Genomic DNA, 16,128 nt, shown 5'->3' with positions numbered 1-16,128 from the left:
TTTAGTTTTCTGGAGTGCCTTGCCAACGTCTTTGTTGCAGGCGCTCTCCTTCAACCTCTCGTTTATTGCGTGCTGAATGATACAATTTGGTGCCATTGAGTTCTGGTGGCAAGTAAGTTTGCTGTACGAAGTGCTCAGGGAAGTCATGTGGGTAGAGGTAATCTACGCCATAGCCCTGTTGTTTCATTAACTTGGTGGGTGCATTGCGCAGATGTAAGGGAACAGCTAAGTTGGCCGTTTTTTCAGCCAAAGCTAAGGCTTTGTTGATCGCCAAATATGTACTATTACTTTTGGCACTGGTCGCTAGATAAACTGCTGTTTGCCCCAAAATAATTCGTGCTTCAGGCATACCTACCGCTTGTACCGAACGGAAACACTCCCCTGCTAAAAGTAACGCATTGGGATTTGAGTTACCAATATCCTCTGAGGCGGCAATCAGCATACGCCGTGCAATAAAAACAGGATCTTCCCCACCTTTAAGCATCCGTGCCATCCAATATAAGGTTGCATCTGGATCACTACCACGAATTGATTTGATGAAGGCCGACACTAGGTCATAGTGCTGCTCACCTGATTTGTCATAACGTGCAATATTTTGTTGAGCAACTTTGACCACAGCAGCATTGTCGATAACGTTTTCTGTATCTTCTACAAAAGTACTGGCGATCAAATCAAGCAAATTGAGTGCCTTACGGGCATCCCCTGCTGAGAACTGGATCAATGCTTCATACTCATCAATACGAATATGTCGTTGCATTAAAAATTGATCTTGTTTTAAAGCACGTTGCAATAAATCTTGAATAGCCTGTTGATCTAAGGCATTTAAGGTATAAACCTGACAGCGTGAGAGTAAAGCGCTATTGACCTCAAACGATGGGTTTTCTGTTGTCGCACCAACTAAAGTAATTTTGCCTTTCTCAACTGCACTGAGTAAAGCATCTTGCTGAGACTTATTAAAACGATGGATCTCGTCAATAAAGACAACAGGGACAATTAAATCACCACTTTCTGCGATGATTTCTCTGAGCTCTTTTACACCCGTATTTAAGGCAGATAGGCTTAAAAATGGGCGATCTACAGCTTGTGCAAGTAGCAGTGCAATGGTGGTCTTACCCACACCAGGTGGACCCCAAAAAATAATCGAAGGAAGATGCCCTTGATCAATCATTTGACGTAATGGTGCGTGTTCACCCAGAAGATGCTCTTGTCCAATGATTTCACTTAAGTCACGAGGACGGATGCGTTCTGGTAAAGGTGTGGTTTCAGACATAGGCGTTATTCGTTATGACATGTACTTGGTTTTAAGACTTATAGTAGCGTATTTCAACGATAGACAAGCAATTATTATTGCTTTGATCCTGTATGGTGGAAGCACCTTAGCGTACCCAACGTACGATATATTCATCAATTTCTTCTTGGTTGATGTCTTGTTCAGAAATACAGCGCCCTGCAACAGATTTTTTAGCACGAATCACACTTTGTCTTGAGCCTGTATTGAGATAATGCCAAGAAGGTAGGTTCTTGCCTTCATTCAAACGTCGATAAGCACAGCTATTGGGCAGCCAAGTAATGCCTTGTAAGCGTTCAGGCGTAAGTCGAATACAGTCGGGCACATGTGCTGCACGATGTGCATAGTCACCACACTGTGCAGTTGTACAGTCAAGAAGTTTACAGGCCACCTTGGTATAAGCGATCTCTAAAGTATCTGGATCTTCTAGTTTGACCAAGCAGCATAAACCACAGCCATCACATAGGGCTTCCCATTCCAAAGTATTCATTTGGTCTAGTGTGTAGTTCTTCCAAAACTGTGGTCTTAAAGTGTTGCTCATAAGCTCTGTATAAAGTTAAACAACAATGCGCTGTAGTATAACAGTCACAAGCAAATATAGTGCGGGCTTTAGTTATTTAAGACTGTATTCTAATGAAGGGAATTAATTACTCTAGCAACGATTATGTTGTTACATATTTTTTTAACAAAAGCATACAGCACTATTTTGCTCATTTTATATACTGATATTTATAATAAAGAATCATGGAGTACAAATATGTTGAGATGGTCAATTATTTTTGCTGTGCTGGCATTAATTGCGAGCTTACTGGGTTTTTCAGGCGTTGCTCAAATGTCTAAAGACTTTGCTGTCATATTATTGATCGTTGCACTGATCTTAGCCATTATAGGTTTTGTTGCAGGGCGCCGTGGTTAAGTCCCATAAGCAAGTTTATGTACAAAAAAGCTGCTTTATATAAAGCAGCTTTTTTAATGCTTAAATCATTATATTAGTTTGCACGAATCCAAGTTTGGTTACGACCTAAAGCAGAAATACCGATATAACCACGTAAGTTGAGTTTATTACCCGCTAACTCACCTTTAAGCTTGTAAGTTTTACCATTTTTAGGGTCCATAATTGTACCGTTATCATAGCTTGTACCACCAACGTTTTTCAGGTTTTGAACGATAGTGACACCTTTAAGTGATTTGTTTTTATATGGGCCTTCACATTGAGTACAAGCATTGGCTTCACTTGCAACTAAAATCGTTTGGATCGTTGCAGTTAGCGTGCCATTTTTCTGTTCAGTAAATTTTACCAAAGCTTTAGGTTGTTTGGTTTCATCATCAATCGTTTTCCAAAGCGTACCATTTAAAGGATCTGCTGCATGGCCAAGTACAGCTGCGGAGAATAAACCTAATGCAAGAACAATTTTTTTCATTTTGTGATTTCCCTAGTCATTTATCGAAAAATATAGTATCAAAAACTCAGGCTGAATTAGCAATTATTCAGTGTGACTAATTAGTTTAAAATACATCCAAATAAAACACATTTAGATGCCCTTTTTTCTTACACTTTAGAGCAGTGTATCTTGGACCGAATTAAATATGAAGATAAATTCTGCGCTCAAGCAATATTTAACAGAGATGACTTTAAAAAGTTGTATTCGTTGGCCTAGTCAAAAAAAATTATCACCACAGTTATTACGTTTTTCACTAGAACAAATGGCTAAGGTTTTTCCTGTTGCTGAGCATATTGAAATACGCCAATTAAAAATTGCGAATGTACATGTTGAAGAGATTCGTCCTCAAGCACGAAGTACACAGTTAATTTTTCATATTCATGGTGGTGCTTTTTTCCTTGGCTCGACTAATACCCATCGTGCTTTTATGTCGCAAATTGCAGTAAGAACACAGATGCAGGTTTTACACCTAGATTATCCACTTGCACCAGAGCACCCACATCCTGTTGCTTTGGAGAGTATCTATTCAGTTTATTGCCAGTTATTAGAACAAGGAATACAGGCCAAAGATATTATTGTGTCGGGTGATTCTTGCGGTGCAAATTTGGCATTAGCATTAGCACTGAAGCTTAAACAAATTAACCCGAAAAATTTGCCAAGTGGCCTGATGTTATTATCTCCACTGTTAGATTTGAGTTTAACGAGTGAATCACTTCGTTATAACCAGCAGCACGATGCATTATTATCTCTACAAGCCTTAGAGACTGGTATTTCATATTATGTCCCGCAAAACGCTGACCCTGCTGCTCCTGAGTACTCTCCATTGTACGCAGATGATTTCACAGGTTTACCCCCTGTTTTGGTACAAGTGGGATCTAAAGAAATATTATTAGATGATGCGCAGCGGTTTCGCGATAAAGCACGCAGTGCTGGAGTGGAGGTGGATTTTAAGTTGTATACGGGAATGTGGCACAACTTCCAAATGTTTTCTACATGGTTTGAAGAAGCCCGGATTGCCTTATCGGATTTGGCTTATTTTGCACATCAACTTGATCAAGATTAAGGTTCTGCCTGAGTGCGATAAGGTTCATCTATCGCAACAAAGCAGTGTTCTTGACGTGCTTCATTCATCCAAATTTGAGTTGCTTCTAAATTGAGAATACGATCAACATAGGCTTGATTTTTTGAAGAAATTGGCAGGTCATAGCTCAGAAATCGCATGATTACAGGCGCATAAAATGCATCAGCAATACTCCATGCTGCGCCGCAGAGAAAACCATCTGCATGAGGACGTTCTGCCCAAATGTCTTGAATGCGCTTGACGTCTTCGCGTAAGGCTGGATGCGATTTCCAGAGCTGTTGACCGATATGACTTAGATCGGCTTCGATATTCATTGGACAAAGTTGACGCAATTGAGTGAAGCGACTATGCATTTCAGCACAAATAGATCGCGCACGTGCACGTTGGTCACGCTGCGCTGGCCATAAGGCTAAGTCAGGAAAAAGTTCTGCCAAATATTCACATATCGCTAAGCTATCAGAGATGACCAGATCGTGGTGGCGAAGTATCGGCACTGTTGCAGTAGGATGAATGGCACGAGCATATTGCTTAAATGCACCATCGGCAGAAAAATCATCAAATTGAATCCAATGCTCATTAAATTCAATATTAAAAACTTTAAGAACCATCCAAGGGCGCAATGACCAAGTTGAATAGTTTTTGTTGCCAATGTACAAATCCAGTGCCATAACGTTCCTGTGTCGATGATGCTCGATCAGCTGTACTACATTTGGTCACATCCAGAATCTGTAAACTATTTGAGTTTACAGATCAGGCTGCTTGTTAAAAATTAGAATAAATAGGCGAAACCTAAACCTGCTGTGTAATTACTACGGTCCGTACTCCCCAAATCTATCCCAATACTTGCATCTATTTGCGCTCGTTCGTTGAGACTATAAATTAATCCTGAAGCAAGGCTGTAATCATATTTGCTGCTTTCTTTTTTACGATAGACGAATTCAGAAAAGCCGCTGAGTTTGTTTGTCAATTTATAGCCAATCGTCGGTACAGCCGTGACAGACCAATCGCCGTTTTGTACGGCATAGTACATACTCATCCCAGTGCTTAGCGTGTCGTTATATTGGTAGTCTAAAGATGAGCCAACCGTATAGATATCATCATGTTCAGTAAATTCATCATTGCCAGTAGCAATTTGTGCTTCAGCCAAAAGTGCCATAGAAAGCTTATTGTCTTGTAGATCAATTGCTTTCTTTATACCAATACTGACATCACCCAAACCAGAGTCTTCGTGATTTTGACCTTTATACGATGTTTTACGCCAGTGTGGACCTTGCCAACCTAAGCGCAATTCGGTGCTGTCATTGATACCTGTACGTAGCAAGATATCGCTGTTTAAAGTAACGGTACGCTGCTTAGCACCATCAACGTAGTTTTCAGCATAGTGTGCAGCAGGTAAGCTTTGTTCCCATGCAAGCTTACCTGCTGGAGTAATACCTGTACCAAAGCCAGTACCAGGACGGTCAAAGGAGAACTCAGCAGCAAAACTCTGGCCACTAAACAATAACCCCAAGATAACTAGATTTTTTTGCAATAAATTCATATCGATAACTCTAAATTAATTTAGTTCTTTGCTGGTCTTGGCACCATGGCTACGCAGTAACTCTAGCGTGTGTTTTTCTTCTGCTAAGGCCTGATTCCAATCAATTTGCTCAAAATCACAATCGAAGAATAGTTCGCTAATTGAACTCAAAATGGTATTCCCTTCCTCGTCTTTGTTGTTTGGATCTACTTGTAGATCCAGTAAACGTTGAACTGCTGGTGCACATGCTGCACTGGCTGCATCCCAAAGAGGGCCATAACATTCTTCAGCATCCCAAAGATGGAAGTTCGCTTTAGCCGCAATTAATGCTTCTAAAATATCGAGGTGTACTTGTAAGCGATTTTGCTTTTCTTGTTCACTTAAAGGCTGTCCAGCTTCATAGGATTCACAAATGTCTTCCCACCATTTAAACAAACCATCAGACCATACAGAAACGGCAGGCCCTTTTTCAAAATCAATAAAATTTGGATCTAAACCTTCAGCAAGCAGGTGTTTGACCTGTTGCAGCTCTAAATCTTCAATTGCTTGTAAAAAGACCTGTTGTTGTGCTGTTAACATTTCAGCCACCCTCTTCGATTTGAACGGATATTATGCCGAATTATTTGTAGTTTTTACATTTTATCTTTGCGGCTCAGTATTATTCTCTTTAGTCGATCAGTCAAACGAGCGGATTAAAGTTTAGCCACCTAATAAAAAAACGCAGCGATTAAGCTGCGTTTTCATATGTTATTGCGTCTAAATGGGTGAAGCCAATTAGGCCTCATCAACCACTTCAAACTGTCCACCACGCGGGTTTTCATTTTTTTCAAACGCATGTTTTAAACCACGTTTTACACGATCAATTGCGCCATGTAATGCGGTATCAATATTATGTGCTTTATGGGTAACAACCACTGGTTTGAGCCCTGCAGCTTTTGCTTCAATCATACAGCGAATATCATCTTCACCGCCTTTATCACCATTTTCATCACTCATATGTACTGAAAATTGGGTGATGCGCTCGCTATGACGTTGAAACTCTTGGTTCAACTCTTCACGTATATACGTAATTAATCGTTCGCTATTTTGGATATTCTTATCTGTACGGATCTCAATGTTCATAAACGCTCATCCTCACATTCTTATATAGTCAAAGAGGGCAAAAACACCGGCACATAACGTGTATATGACGATCGTTAGCTCACACAAAACAAACAGATAATCAATGATTTGCATGCACGATGAGAGATAAAATCAACGTGCCTAACTTGATCTCTGTGTACTATTTCAATATCGGCCGAACAGCAAAAATATGCAAGTAAATTTTTAAAAGAAAATCAAATTATGCACATTATTGTGCACATATCGTACATATTTCATTCAAAGTGTGCTTTATACAGTGAGTTATTACGCGATAGATCTTATAGAAACACTAAATTTATTTTTTACTTGTGAAGTTATCCGTCATTATTGTCTTTTTTTTTGTCAAAGATTCTGTATTCTTAGCGCCATCTTTTGGGGGACTGATCAAAATGCAGATGAAACAACTTTCAGCGCTATGTTTATTGGCAACAGTAACGGCAACAACTCAGGCTGCACCTGTATGGCAAGACTTTAGTATCACTGGTCTTTATGGTGAAAACTATGCCGTTGTAGATAAGCAACAAACAACGGTTACATTTGAATATGCTGCAAAAGTAAAATATGCAGATGTATTCTTTTTTGCCGATCACTTACGTGGTGGCGATCATCATAGTTTTACTTATTTTGAATTGTCTCCTCGCCTAAGTTTGGGAGAAGTTTCTGGCAAGAAACTCAGCGCTGGCCCAATCAAAGATGTTTTAATTGCGACCACTTGGGAAAGTAATAGCGACGGTGATCAGAGTTTCGATAACTTTCTCTATGGTGTTGGATTTGATTTAGATGTTCCATATTTTAATTACTTTACCCTAAATTTTTATCATGCTAACAATGACAAACAAGCCAATGATTACCAGTTGACTTGGACCTATGCCTTACCGTTTAAAGTCTCTAATGAAGATTTCTTGGTAGATGGGTTCCTCGATTGGTCTACAGCTGAAAAAGATCATGCCAGCGAACTCAACTGGACTACACAGTATAAATGGAATGTCGGTAAACATATTTCTCCAGATACACGTTTATATTTAGGTGTTGAATATTCAATTTGGAATAACAAATTTGGTATCAAAGGCCAAGATGAAAATAATGTTAGCGCCTTGTTGAAATACCATTTCTAAGCAGAACAGAATCATTTAATCTGAGTGTCAAGCAAGTTATATCTTGCTTGACATTTTTTTTGGAGTTCACCCAATGCAATTTAATTTAAGACCTGCAACAGTTGATGATTTGGCGCAAATTATGGCGATCTTCAATGAGGAAATTTTGCATGGTACAGCAAATTGGCGTGACGAAGCGCGTAGCTTAGAACAAATGCAACAGTGGTTTGAACAGCTTCAACAGCAGCAGTTCCCGCTGATTGTCGCTGAAGTGGTCGGGACACATCATATTGCAGGTTATGCTGACTATGACACTTTTCGAGAGATTAGGGGATATAAGCAAACAGTTGAACATTCTGTTTTTATTGATCCTGCCTATGCAAGACAAGGATTGGGTAAAAAATTAATGCAAGCACTGATTGATATCGCGAAATCACAAAATATGCATATCATGGTTGCTGCAATTGATGCTGAAAATCACGCTTCAATTCGGTTACACCAAGCCTTAGGTTTTGTACAGACGGGCCTAATGCCACAAGTTGGACAAAAGTTTGGTCAGTGGCGTGATCTTGCGCTACTACAGCTGAATCTTGATGAGTAGTTTAAAATGATCCCTCATTGTTGAGTTTGATCAGCATTGCTATGCTCTAACTTACAGTGAGTAGTTCATCAAAATATGAGTTTTAGTGTCTGTAACTTAATGATTTGGTGAACTTTTTTAATTTAATTGCTTTAGTGAAAATTATAACACATTGATAAATAATTATTTTTAAACATGGCATGTTTTTTGAATAACTCTAACAACGAATAAGGAGATATTCGTTGTAACAATAGAGTATTCATGGAGAAAAATATGCAAAAAATTGCGCTGATGATTGTAGGCTTGTGTTGTTCAAATTTCGCAGTTGCTGGTCTAGATATGGACCGAGTTAAAGTTCGTTTGGGTGTGACTCAAATTGAGCCGAAAGACAATCCTGGTGATCTATATGATGGTACAAGAACACATATATCAAATAGCTATGCGGGCACAGTTTCCAACTTATATTTTTTAACACCTCATGTAGCCTTAGATTTGTTGGTTGGAACAGCACCTAAACATGATATTTATGGCAATGGGGAAAAAATAGGTACCACCCGTTATTTACCACCAACGCTCAGTGTGCAATATAACTTTAATCCAGAAGGACGCTTCAATCCCTATATTGGCGCGGGGGTGAACTATACTTATTATTTAAATGAAAAACTATTTAGTGGTGACAAACTCGATATTACCAATTCATTTGGTTTTGCAGCGACCTTAGGCATGGACTACAACATCAATAAAAATTGGAGTATAGGTGCTGAAATGCGTTATATCGATGTCAATTCCGATCTAAAGATCAATGGTACAACTGTCGGGAATGGAGATGTAAATCCAACGCTATATACGCTTAACGTTGGTTATCGTTTTTAACGACTTAGATTTACGACAGCGCAATATAAAAAAGCGACTTGTATCAAGTCGCTTTTTCATTTGTCTGAAGCAAAATTTTAAATGAGCGCTGGCTAAGCGATATCCGCTAGATTACCCTTTTGCTCTAGCCATTGTTTACGATCACCTGAGCGCTTTTTCGCTAATAACTTGTCTAATAGGCCTGCTGTAAAGTGGCTATCATCTAAGTCTAATTGCACTAAGCGACGTGTGTTAGGATCCATGGTCGTTTCACGCAGTTGTCCTGCGTTCATTTCTCCTAATCCTTTAAATCGGGTAATTTGTGGGGTTTTGGTCTTGGTTTTTTTCAAGATGGCTTCGAGTTCATCTTCATCAAGTGCATAGTGAACATCTTTACCGTCATCGATACGGAATAAAGGTGGCATCGCGACGAATAAATGTCCTTCTTCAACTAAACTTGTGAAATGTTTAACGAAGAGCGCACAGAGTAAAGTTGCAATATGTAGACCATCGGAGTCAGCATCCGCCAAGATACAGATTTTGCCATAACGGAGTTCCGATAAATCATCACTGCCTGGGTCTACACCAATCGCAATCGCAATATCATGGACTTCCTGTGAACCTAAGACCTCGTCTGAGGATACTTCCCATGTGTTTAAGATCTTACCTCGAATTGGCATAATCGCTTGAAAGTTCTTATCGCGGGCCTGTTTGGCAGAGCCTCCAGCGGAGTCACCTTCAACAATAAATAGTTCAGAATCTTCACGGGTTAGTCCAGAACAATCGGCCAGTTTTCCTGGTAAGGCAGGCCCTGAAACAATTTTCTTACGTTCAACTTTTTTCGCTGCTTTTAAGCGGCGTCCTGCTTTGTTGATCGCCATTTCAGCCAGTTGCATGGCCACTTCAGAGTTCTGGTTTAACCAGAGTGAAAAAGCATCTTTGGCAATATTGAGTACCACATTAGAAGCTTCACGACTCGATAAGCGTTCTTTGGTTTGTCCTGAAAACTGTGGCTCTTGGAATTTGAGCGACAAGATATAATTGACCCCATCCCATACATCTTCTGCCGAGAGTTTTAGGTTACGCGGAAGCAAATTGCGCAGTTCACAAAATTCACGCATTGCTTCGGTTACACCAGAACGTAAGCCGTTGACATGGGTTCCGCCTTGCGCTGTAGGAATTAAGTTGACGTAGCTTTCTTGGATTTGTTCACCACCTTCTACATTCCAACAAATCGCAAACTCAGCACTGGCACGTTCGGCCTGTCCTGTGCTGACAAATGCTGGCTCAGGCAAGATCTCACGGTCTTGAAGTTCATCCATTAAGTAATCGACGAGACCGTTTTCAAACTGCCATTCGATTTTTTCGTTGTTGATTTGATCGACATAACAAATTTGTAGGCCTGCCGCCAATACCGCTTTGGCTTTTAGGTTATGTTTTAACGCTTTTAGTGCAAATTTTGGTGAGTCAAAATATTTTTCTTCTGGCCAAAAATGGACTCGTGTACCTGTTGCACGTTTGGGTGCTTTACCTTCTAAAACTTCAAGTGGCCCTACAGGTTCACCGTAGGCAAATGCCATTTTATACAAATTACCTAGACGTTGAACTTCAACTTCAACACGTGTGGATAAAGCGTTAACGACAGAAATACCTACCCCGTGTAGACCGCCTGAAAATTGGTAGTTATCTGTACTGAATTTACCCCCTGCATGCAGTTTGGTCATAATGATTTCAATACCACTTTGACCGTATTCAGGGTGAATGTCGACAGGCATACCTCGGCCATTATCTTCAACAGCTAATGAGCCGTCTTGATAAACCGTGACAGTAATTTTGTTTGCATGCCCTGCTAATGCTTCATCTACAGCATTATCAATCACTTCTTGAGCCAAGTGATTTGGGCGGGTTGTATCTGTGTACATACCTGGACGACGACGTACAGGATCTAAACCAGATAAAACTTCAAGTGATTGGGCCGTATATTGGGACACGTTTTGGGGATTCCTATTTTTTTATTGAGTAAGTTAAAAACTCAAGCAACATGGGTAATTTTTCTGCAAAATCCGGCATCGCATGCTCACCCCGAGCATCAATGCTCAGCAAAGATGAATATGGAGCTTGAGTATAATACGCTTGTGCTACGCGATAATCCAAAATTTCATCGCCTTGCTGAAGCAAAACTAAAATTTTCGCTGCATTTTCCACCTTGCTGATGGCCATTTGCTCAAGATCATCAAGTTGTTGTTGATCAATACTCCAGTTGGCATGGACTGGATAAGGCAATTGATTGGCATAGAGCTTTGCAAATAATAGCCATGGTTGCACAGCTGGGTTGATTAGCACAGCAGGTATATCATATTTTGCGACAAGTAGTGTCGCATAAAAGCCTCCAAGACTACTCCCCACAATGGCAACATGATCTAGACTTTCAATCAGTTGACCCAGTTTCTCCATTACAGCTTTAGGTGGGCAATTGAGATCAGGGAGATGTACATGGTATTTTTTTATTGTTTTACAATGGTCATCTAATTGTTGCCCTTTTACTGATAAAGCACTACTTTTAAAACCATGCAGGTAGATAATATTCATAGGCATGTTTCTGTTATCCCATTAACGGTGCATATTTATATTCATGATTATCACAGATTATTTTAATGTATATTTCAACAAATGCCGTGAGACAAAAGTGATTTTAGTCTGAACACAGGATCAGTAGTTGGATGTTTAGGATGAGCATTATTTTACTGATGACACAAAAATTTATACATAGATTATTGTGGAAGTCAAAAGTGAATTATATTTAAAAAAGGATTCGAATGAAAAATGCCAAGTTTAACCCCACTTCATGAAACCTATTGTAAATGGGATCGCTCCCCACCGAGTCAAGCTGATGTATTAGAAGGTTTGGCACAACTTGTGAGTACCCGTTTAAGTCAAGTTGTACAAGATTTGATTCAAAGCATGCAACGCGAAGTTTTACTAAGTGTATTTGGTGTAAGCAAGCAAAAAGCTATAAAAATTCAAAAAATAGCATTCATTGATAAAGCATACCAACTGGGTTATGGCGTATTACAACAGTATGGCGTGCAACTACTTGCACCAGGTTTAAGACAATTAATTGCCTTATTCCCAGACCTGCATCAAAAACCTTTAACACCTAGGTTACATTTCTTAGTCGGTGTACTGAACGGAATTTTAGGTGATTACCTCCTTGAACAGCACAATCCTTTGGGATTACCAGCAGTGTTGTATGACCATTATGGTGAATTACAACAAGGTGACTTAACTGGGCGAGTGGTTATTTTTGTGCATGGTTTATGTATGAATCATTGTGATTGGAATGCACACAATTTTGCAGGCATTGGAGAAAAGTTACTGGCGCAGCGTGACAATAACACCATGCTTTATTTAAATTACAACACTGGACGGCGTATTTCAGCCAATGGCCGTAGCTTAGCGAATGTTTTAAATGATCTAATCAAGCGTAATCCGCGTATTACGAGCATTGATTTAATTGGACACAGTATGGGCGGGCTGGTACTTCGTAGTGCCTTGTTCTATGGCAAACAAAGTATCCATGCTTGGGTTTATATGGTGGAAAATTTAGTCTGTTTAGGCTCGCCACATCATGGTGCTGTATTGGAACGTTTCGGTTTCAGGTTGCAAGAACGGTTTCGGCATTTTCCAATGACCAAACTGATCAGTCAAATTGTCAATATTCGTAGCAATGGGATCTTAGACCTGCGCTATGGCAGTGTGCGTGATGATGACTGGGAGCATAATGATATTCGGATTGGTGAACTCGATGATAACCGTAAGCCAGCGCCGTTACCCTCTCATATCAATACCTTTCTGGTTGCAGGTACGATCGAAGCTGAACACAAACAACAACGTTCACTTAAAATCATTGGTGACTATTTGGTGAGTGTGAAAAGTGCTTTAGGTGAGCATCCAAACCCTAGATTTCAATTAAAGTTGCCAGAGTCACACAAGGCTGTTTTTTATGGTTTGAATCATTTTGAGATTCAGCATCATGCCAGCGTCGCTGAACAAATTGCCAAGTGGTTTTATCCTCATCGCGATGAAATAGCGCAAGAAAAAATACATAACTATTTGATTAAGCTTGAAAGTATGCAGGGGATCGTTGAAACCTAAATGAGTAGCACCATACTCATTTGGCTTGCAGCAGCTGTACAGGATCAGCTGCTGCCATAATCAAAGGCATATCAGGAAGTTATTTCTTATTTTTATTAGGATAGAAGCGGAATAACTGCCAAATACTGATGATACTCAGGAAGATAAAGAACACGCCTGACCATACTGGTAAGGAGAGCCCAAACAGACTCCAGTCCACTACAGCACATTCACCAGAACCTGATAAGACTTGTTGTAATACTGTCTTCATTGGAAATGCTTCGAGTAAATAATTCAGCCCTGGCCCACAAGTGGGTACTTGATCAGCAGGCAGATTTTGCATCCACACGTGGCGCATTGCTACACCCGCAGACCACAATATACAAATGGTACCTAGACCCGCATATAAGCGTTTAACAAAAACCTGTCTAGGATTGTGCAAAAAGGCGATCAGTGAAAAGAACCCTAATCCGATTAAACCGACACGCTGAAACACACACAGTGGGCAGGGCTCAAAACCTTTCACGTGTTCCAAATACAGAGCAAATGCCATACCAATGACACTTGCAAGAAATAAAAAACCACTGACAACGCGATATTGACGCCATTGCATATTGAAGCCTCTTAAATATTATCTAAATTTTTCAAGATATGTCTCAAATTGAATATGATGATCTTGTTCAAGTTGGTGTTGTTGTTGCAAAGAAGACTGAGCAAGTTGATCAAAATAAGTGATTATTTCAGGATTTAAAGTATGTTGTTGGTAACTGTCTTGATGTAAATGAGCAAGATGGCTGCCAAAAGCCCACGTCCCCCCATATTTTAGGGTGTCTTGAATCACTTGAGAGGATGGTGTGTTATCAACATCATCAACGCGACTTTGCATTAATTGCAATGCAGAACTATAGAGTTGTTGTTGTGACATTTGGTCAAATAATGCGGCAACAGGCTGCATGGCTTGTAGGTGCTGTGTTGCCCAGTCTGCCAAGCTATATTCTTGTTCACCCTCAATAATCGTCGCATTAGGTGCACGGCCACGGTTGACCACTTCTGCATGATTTCGATCAATTTGAGCTTGTTCAGTTTCCCATAATTCTGGGCTGTCTTTGAGTAAACAATACAACGCCAGAACTTCTAAGAATGCTGCGGTCTGCTCATCGATCCCAATAGGAGTGTAAGGGTTGACATCTACTGCACGTAATTCTACATACGCAATCCCACGATTAGCTAAGGCTTGAGATGGGGTTTCATCTCCCTGAGGAACTTGTTTTGGTCGAACTAAACTGTAGTATTCGTTTTCAATCTGTAGAACGTGATCATTAATTTGTAGTGCTTCACCTTGAGCATCGTTAAGACCAAGACGGCTAAACTCTGGATAAGGGCTGTGTACAGCCTTTTGTAACTCCTCAACATAGGCCTCTAGGCTGTTGTAATGAATACCTAATTGTTTTTGTGCAGAGTTTTGATAACCAAAACGGCCCATACGTAGTGCCGTAGCATAAGGTGCAAATAAAGTACCTCGAACCAGAGGCAATAAATGATGTTCGCGTCCAGTCATAAAACATTTGCACACCGATGGACTAGAGCCAATAAGGTAAGCAACCAGTGGTGTAAAGCGAATAAAGTTACGAATCAATCCCAAGTAACGATGACTACGATAGTCCTGTGGGCTCATTGCCTTATATACATCGTCTGTCTCGTACTGTTGCAGTTCAGCAAATAGCTCTTCTGGGAAGGAAACGTTGTAATGTACCCCAGAAATCGTTTGCATGCGACGTCCATAACGAACCCCTAACCCACGGCGATACAGCGTTTTAAAACGACCGATATTTGATGAGCCGTACTCAGCTAGACGAATTTTATCTTCTTCATCGTCGAGCATACATGGCATGGAGAGTGGCCACAGCTTCTCACCTTCATCGAGGTGTTGGTTCACCACTGAATGAATATTATGTAAATATGTGAGTGCTTCTGAGATACTCGAAAGTGGTGGGGTAATAAACTCCATGAGAGCTTCTGAATAGTCCGTCGTGATATGTGGATGGGTCAGTGCCGATCCTAAAGCAATTGGATGATCGCTTTGTGACAGATAACCGTTACTTTGCATCCTTAAGCTTTCTCGTTCAATTCCGCGTAACATTCCCATTAAGTGTGATGCTTCGATCCAAGTTGGGAAATTAAAGTTTGGAATAGAATCGGGTTGACTCATATCGATGGCTCTCTGTTCTATCATATGAAATGAAATAAAAATTGTACTGCTGACAGTATACTTGGAATCTTTGGCCGAAACTGCATAGCAAAAAGCAAGCGACAGCAATTTAGTGGATAGCTTTACAATTATTTATCATAAGGTGAGGTTCAAGACATCAAAAAAATTATATGCTTAACAAAAATAACCCTGAGTAACTAAGATTATGATAACGGCAAAAGACATTTTAGATTTTTGGTTTAACCCTGAGAATAAAGCTTTTTGGTTTGCTAAAAGTGATGATTTTGATGAAAAATTACGATTAAATTTTCAAGATATTTTTATGCAAGCGTGTAAAGCAGAATTGTGGTCATGGCGCAGTACTGCTGAAGGTCGCTTAGCTGAAGTGATTATTTTGGACCAGTTTTCTCGTAATCTATATCGTGATGATCCACGAGCTTTTGCCCAAGATCCTATGGCGTTGGTACTGAGCCAAGAAGCGATTGAACTTGGTATGGATCAACAATTGGCCCCAGAATGGCGTTCTTTTTTATATATGCCGTTTATGCATAGTGAATCTGCGCTCATTCATGAACAAGCCCTTACGCTGTTTGAGAAACTGGGTAACCCTGTCAATTTAGATTTTGAAATTAGACATAAAGTCATTATTGACCGCTTTGGTCGTTATCCACACCGTAATCAAGTGTTGTCACGGACCTCAACTGCTGAAGAATTAGAGTTTTTACGACAACCCAATAGTCATTTTTAATTGAATAAGTGATGATCCCCTGTAATGTCTAGGGGGCA

General features: G+C 40.1%; 18 protein-coding genes. 7 read left to right on the top strand and 11 right to left on the bottom strand.

The window, feature by feature from the left end; genetic code table 11:
- Position 1: 1 nt before the first annotated feature.
- Together Aru01_RS04250 and Aru01_RS04245 are read right to left on the bottom strand one after the other, a co-directional pair.
- Positions 2-1,270: a replication-associated recombination protein A gene (locus Aru01_RS04250; RefSeq protein ID WP_016654529.1), complete on the bottom strand. Its 1,269-nt coding sequence runs from the start codon at positions 1,268-1,270 to the stop codon at positions 2-4.
- A 106-nt stretch (positions 1,271-1,376) separates the two neighbouring features.
- On the bottom strand, positions 1,377-1,829 hold the full coding sequence (locus tag Aru01_RS04245; RefSeq protein WP_016654530.1) for a YcgN family cysteine cluster protein: 453 nt from the start codon (positions 1,827-1,829) through the stop codon (positions 1,377-1,379).
- A 216-nt stretch (positions 1,830-2,045) separates the two neighbouring features.
- Between Aru01_RS04245 and Aru01_RS04240 the strand changes: the two genes are divergently transcribed.
- On the top strand, positions 2,046-2,204 hold the full coding sequence (locus tag Aru01_RS04240; RefSeq protein WP_040330989.1) for a DUF1328 domain-containing protein: 159 nt from the start codon (positions 2,046-2,048) through the stop codon (positions 2,202-2,204).
- A gap of 73 nt (positions 2,205-2,277) precedes the next feature.
- Here the strand turns inward: Aru01_RS04240 and Aru01_RS04235 are convergent, their stop codons facing one another.
- Positions 2,278-2,709: a DUF2147 domain-containing protein gene (locus tag Aru01_RS04235; RefSeq protein ID WP_016654532.1), complete on the bottom strand. Its 432-nt coding sequence runs from the start codon at positions 2,707-2,709 to the stop codon at positions 2,278-2,280.
- A 166-nt stretch (positions 2,710-2,875) separates the two neighbouring features.
- Here Aru01_RS04235 and Aru01_RS04230 point away from each other — a divergent pair, with 166 nt between their 5' ends.
- Positions 2,876-3,793, top strand: coding sequence for an alpha/beta hydrolase (locus tag Aru01_RS04230; protein WP_016654533.1), 918 nt, complete (start codon positions 2,876-2,878; stop codon positions 3,791-3,793).
- On the opposite strand, the gene Aru01_RS04225 is transcribed toward Aru01_RS04230, so the two are convergent.
- The 4 genes from Aru01_RS04225 to Aru01_RS04210 all read right to left on the bottom strand — a co-directional run bounded on the left by Aru01_RS04225 (position 3,790) and on the right by Aru01_RS04210 (position 6,452).
- Positions 3,790-4,479, bottom strand: a complete 690-nt coding sequence (locus tag Aru01_RS04225; RefSeq protein ID WP_016654534.1) for a glutathione S-transferase — start codon at positions 4,477-4,479, stop codon at positions 3,790-3,792. The genes Aru01_RS04230 and Aru01_RS04225 overlap by 4 nt on opposite strands.
- A 101-nt stretch (positions 4,480-4,580) precedes the next feature.
- Entirely contained in the window at positions 4,581-5,351 is a 771-nt protein-coding gene (locus Aru01_RS04220) for a transporter (protein ID WP_016654535.1), read from the bottom strand.
- Positions 5,352-5,366: 15 nt separating this feature from the next.
- Positions 5,367-5,909, bottom strand: a complete 543-nt coding sequence (locus tag Aru01_RS04215; RefSeq protein WP_016654536.1) for an ankyrin repeat domain-containing protein — start codon at positions 5,907-5,909, stop codon at positions 5,367-5,369.
- 195 nt (positions 5,910-6,104) lie between these two features.
- A complete protein-coding gene (locus Aru01_RS04210; RefSeq protein ID WP_016654537.1) occupies positions 6,105-6,452 on the bottom strand; it encodes an HPF/RaiA family ribosome-associated protein in 348 nt (115 codons plus the stop codon).
- A gap of 410 nt (positions 6,453-6,862) precedes the next feature.
- Between Aru01_RS04210 and Aru01_RS04205 the strand changes: the two genes are divergently transcribed.
- From Aru01_RS04205 to Aru01_RS04195, 3 genes are all read left to right on the top strand, one after another.
- Positions 6,863-7,588, top strand: a complete 726-nt coding sequence (locus Aru01_RS04205; RefSeq protein ID WP_016654538.1) for an outer membrane protein OmpK — start codon at positions 6,863-6,865, stop codon at positions 7,586-7,588.
- A 73-nt stretch (positions 7,589-7,661) separates the two neighbouring features.
- Positions 7,662-8,168 carry a GNAT family N-acetyltransferase gene (locus tag Aru01_RS04200; protein WP_016654539.1) on the top strand — a complete coding sequence of 169 codons (507 nt, stop codon included), beginning with the start codon at positions 7,662-7,664 and terminating at the stop codon, positions 8,166-8,168.
- Between the two features lie 252 nt (positions 8,169-8,420).
- Positions 8,421-9,020 (top strand): OmpW/AlkL family protein, encoded by a 600-nt coding sequence (locus Aru01_RS04195; protein WP_016654540.1) that lies wholly within the window; start codon positions 8,421-8,423, stop codon positions 9,018-9,020.
- Between the two features lie 92 nt (positions 9,021-9,112).
- On the opposite strand, the gene parE is transcribed toward Aru01_RS04195, so the two are convergent.
- Entirely contained in the window at positions 9,113-10,990 is a 1,878-nt protein-coding gene (parE, locus tag Aru01_RS04190) for a DNA topoisomerase IV subunit B (RefSeq protein WP_016654541.1), read from the bottom strand.
- A 13-nt stretch (positions 10,991-11,003) separates the two neighbouring features.
- Positions 11,004-11,588: a YqiA/YcfP family alpha/beta fold hydrolase gene (locus Aru01_RS04185; RefSeq protein WP_040330991.1), complete on the bottom strand. Its 585-nt coding sequence runs from the start codon at positions 11,586-11,588 to the stop codon at positions 11,004-11,006.
- Positions 11,589-11,822: 234 nt separating this feature from the next.
- On the opposite strand from Aru01_RS04185, the gene Aru01_RS04180 reads away from it, so the two are divergent.
- Entirely contained in the window at positions 11,823-13,154 is a 1,332-nt protein-coding gene (locus tag Aru01_RS04180; protein ID WP_016654543.1) for a PGAP1-like alpha/beta domain-containing protein, read from the top strand.
- 79 nt (positions 13,155-13,233) lie between these two features.
- Here Aru01_RS04180 and Aru01_RS04175 read toward each other — a convergent pair whose 3' ends face one another.
- Both Aru01_RS04175 and gshA read right to left on the bottom strand, forming a co-directional pair.
- Positions 13,234-13,746 carry a disulfide bond formation protein B gene (locus tag Aru01_RS04175; protein WP_016654544.1) on the bottom strand — a complete coding sequence of 171 codons (513 nt, stop codon included), beginning with the start codon at positions 13,744-13,746 and terminating at the stop codon, positions 13,234-13,236.
- Between the two features lie 18 nt (positions 13,747-13,764).
- Positions 13,765-15,342 carry a glutamate--cysteine ligase gene (gshA, locus tag Aru01_RS04170; RefSeq protein WP_016654545.1) on the bottom strand — a complete coding sequence of 526 codons (1,578 nt, stop codon included), beginning with the start codon at positions 15,340-15,342 and terminating at the stop codon, positions 13,765-13,767.
- A 208-nt stretch (positions 15,343-15,550) separates the two neighbouring features.
- On the opposite strand from gshA, the gene Aru01_RS04165 reads away from it, so the two are divergent.
- On the top strand, positions 15,551-16,090 hold the full coding sequence (locus tag Aru01_RS04165) for a DUF924 family protein (RefSeq protein ID WP_155757918.1): 540 nt from the start codon (positions 15,551-15,553) through the stop codon (positions 16,088-16,090).
- Positions 16,091-16,128 lie beyond the last annotated feature (38 nt).

This window comes from Acinetobacter rudis, from assembly GCF_000829675.1.
GTDB lineage: Bacteria > Pseudomonadota > Gammaproteobacteria > Pseudomonadales > Moraxellaceae > Acinetobacter > Acinetobacter rudis.
This window is presented reverse-complemented; position numbering and strand designations above follow the sequence as displayed.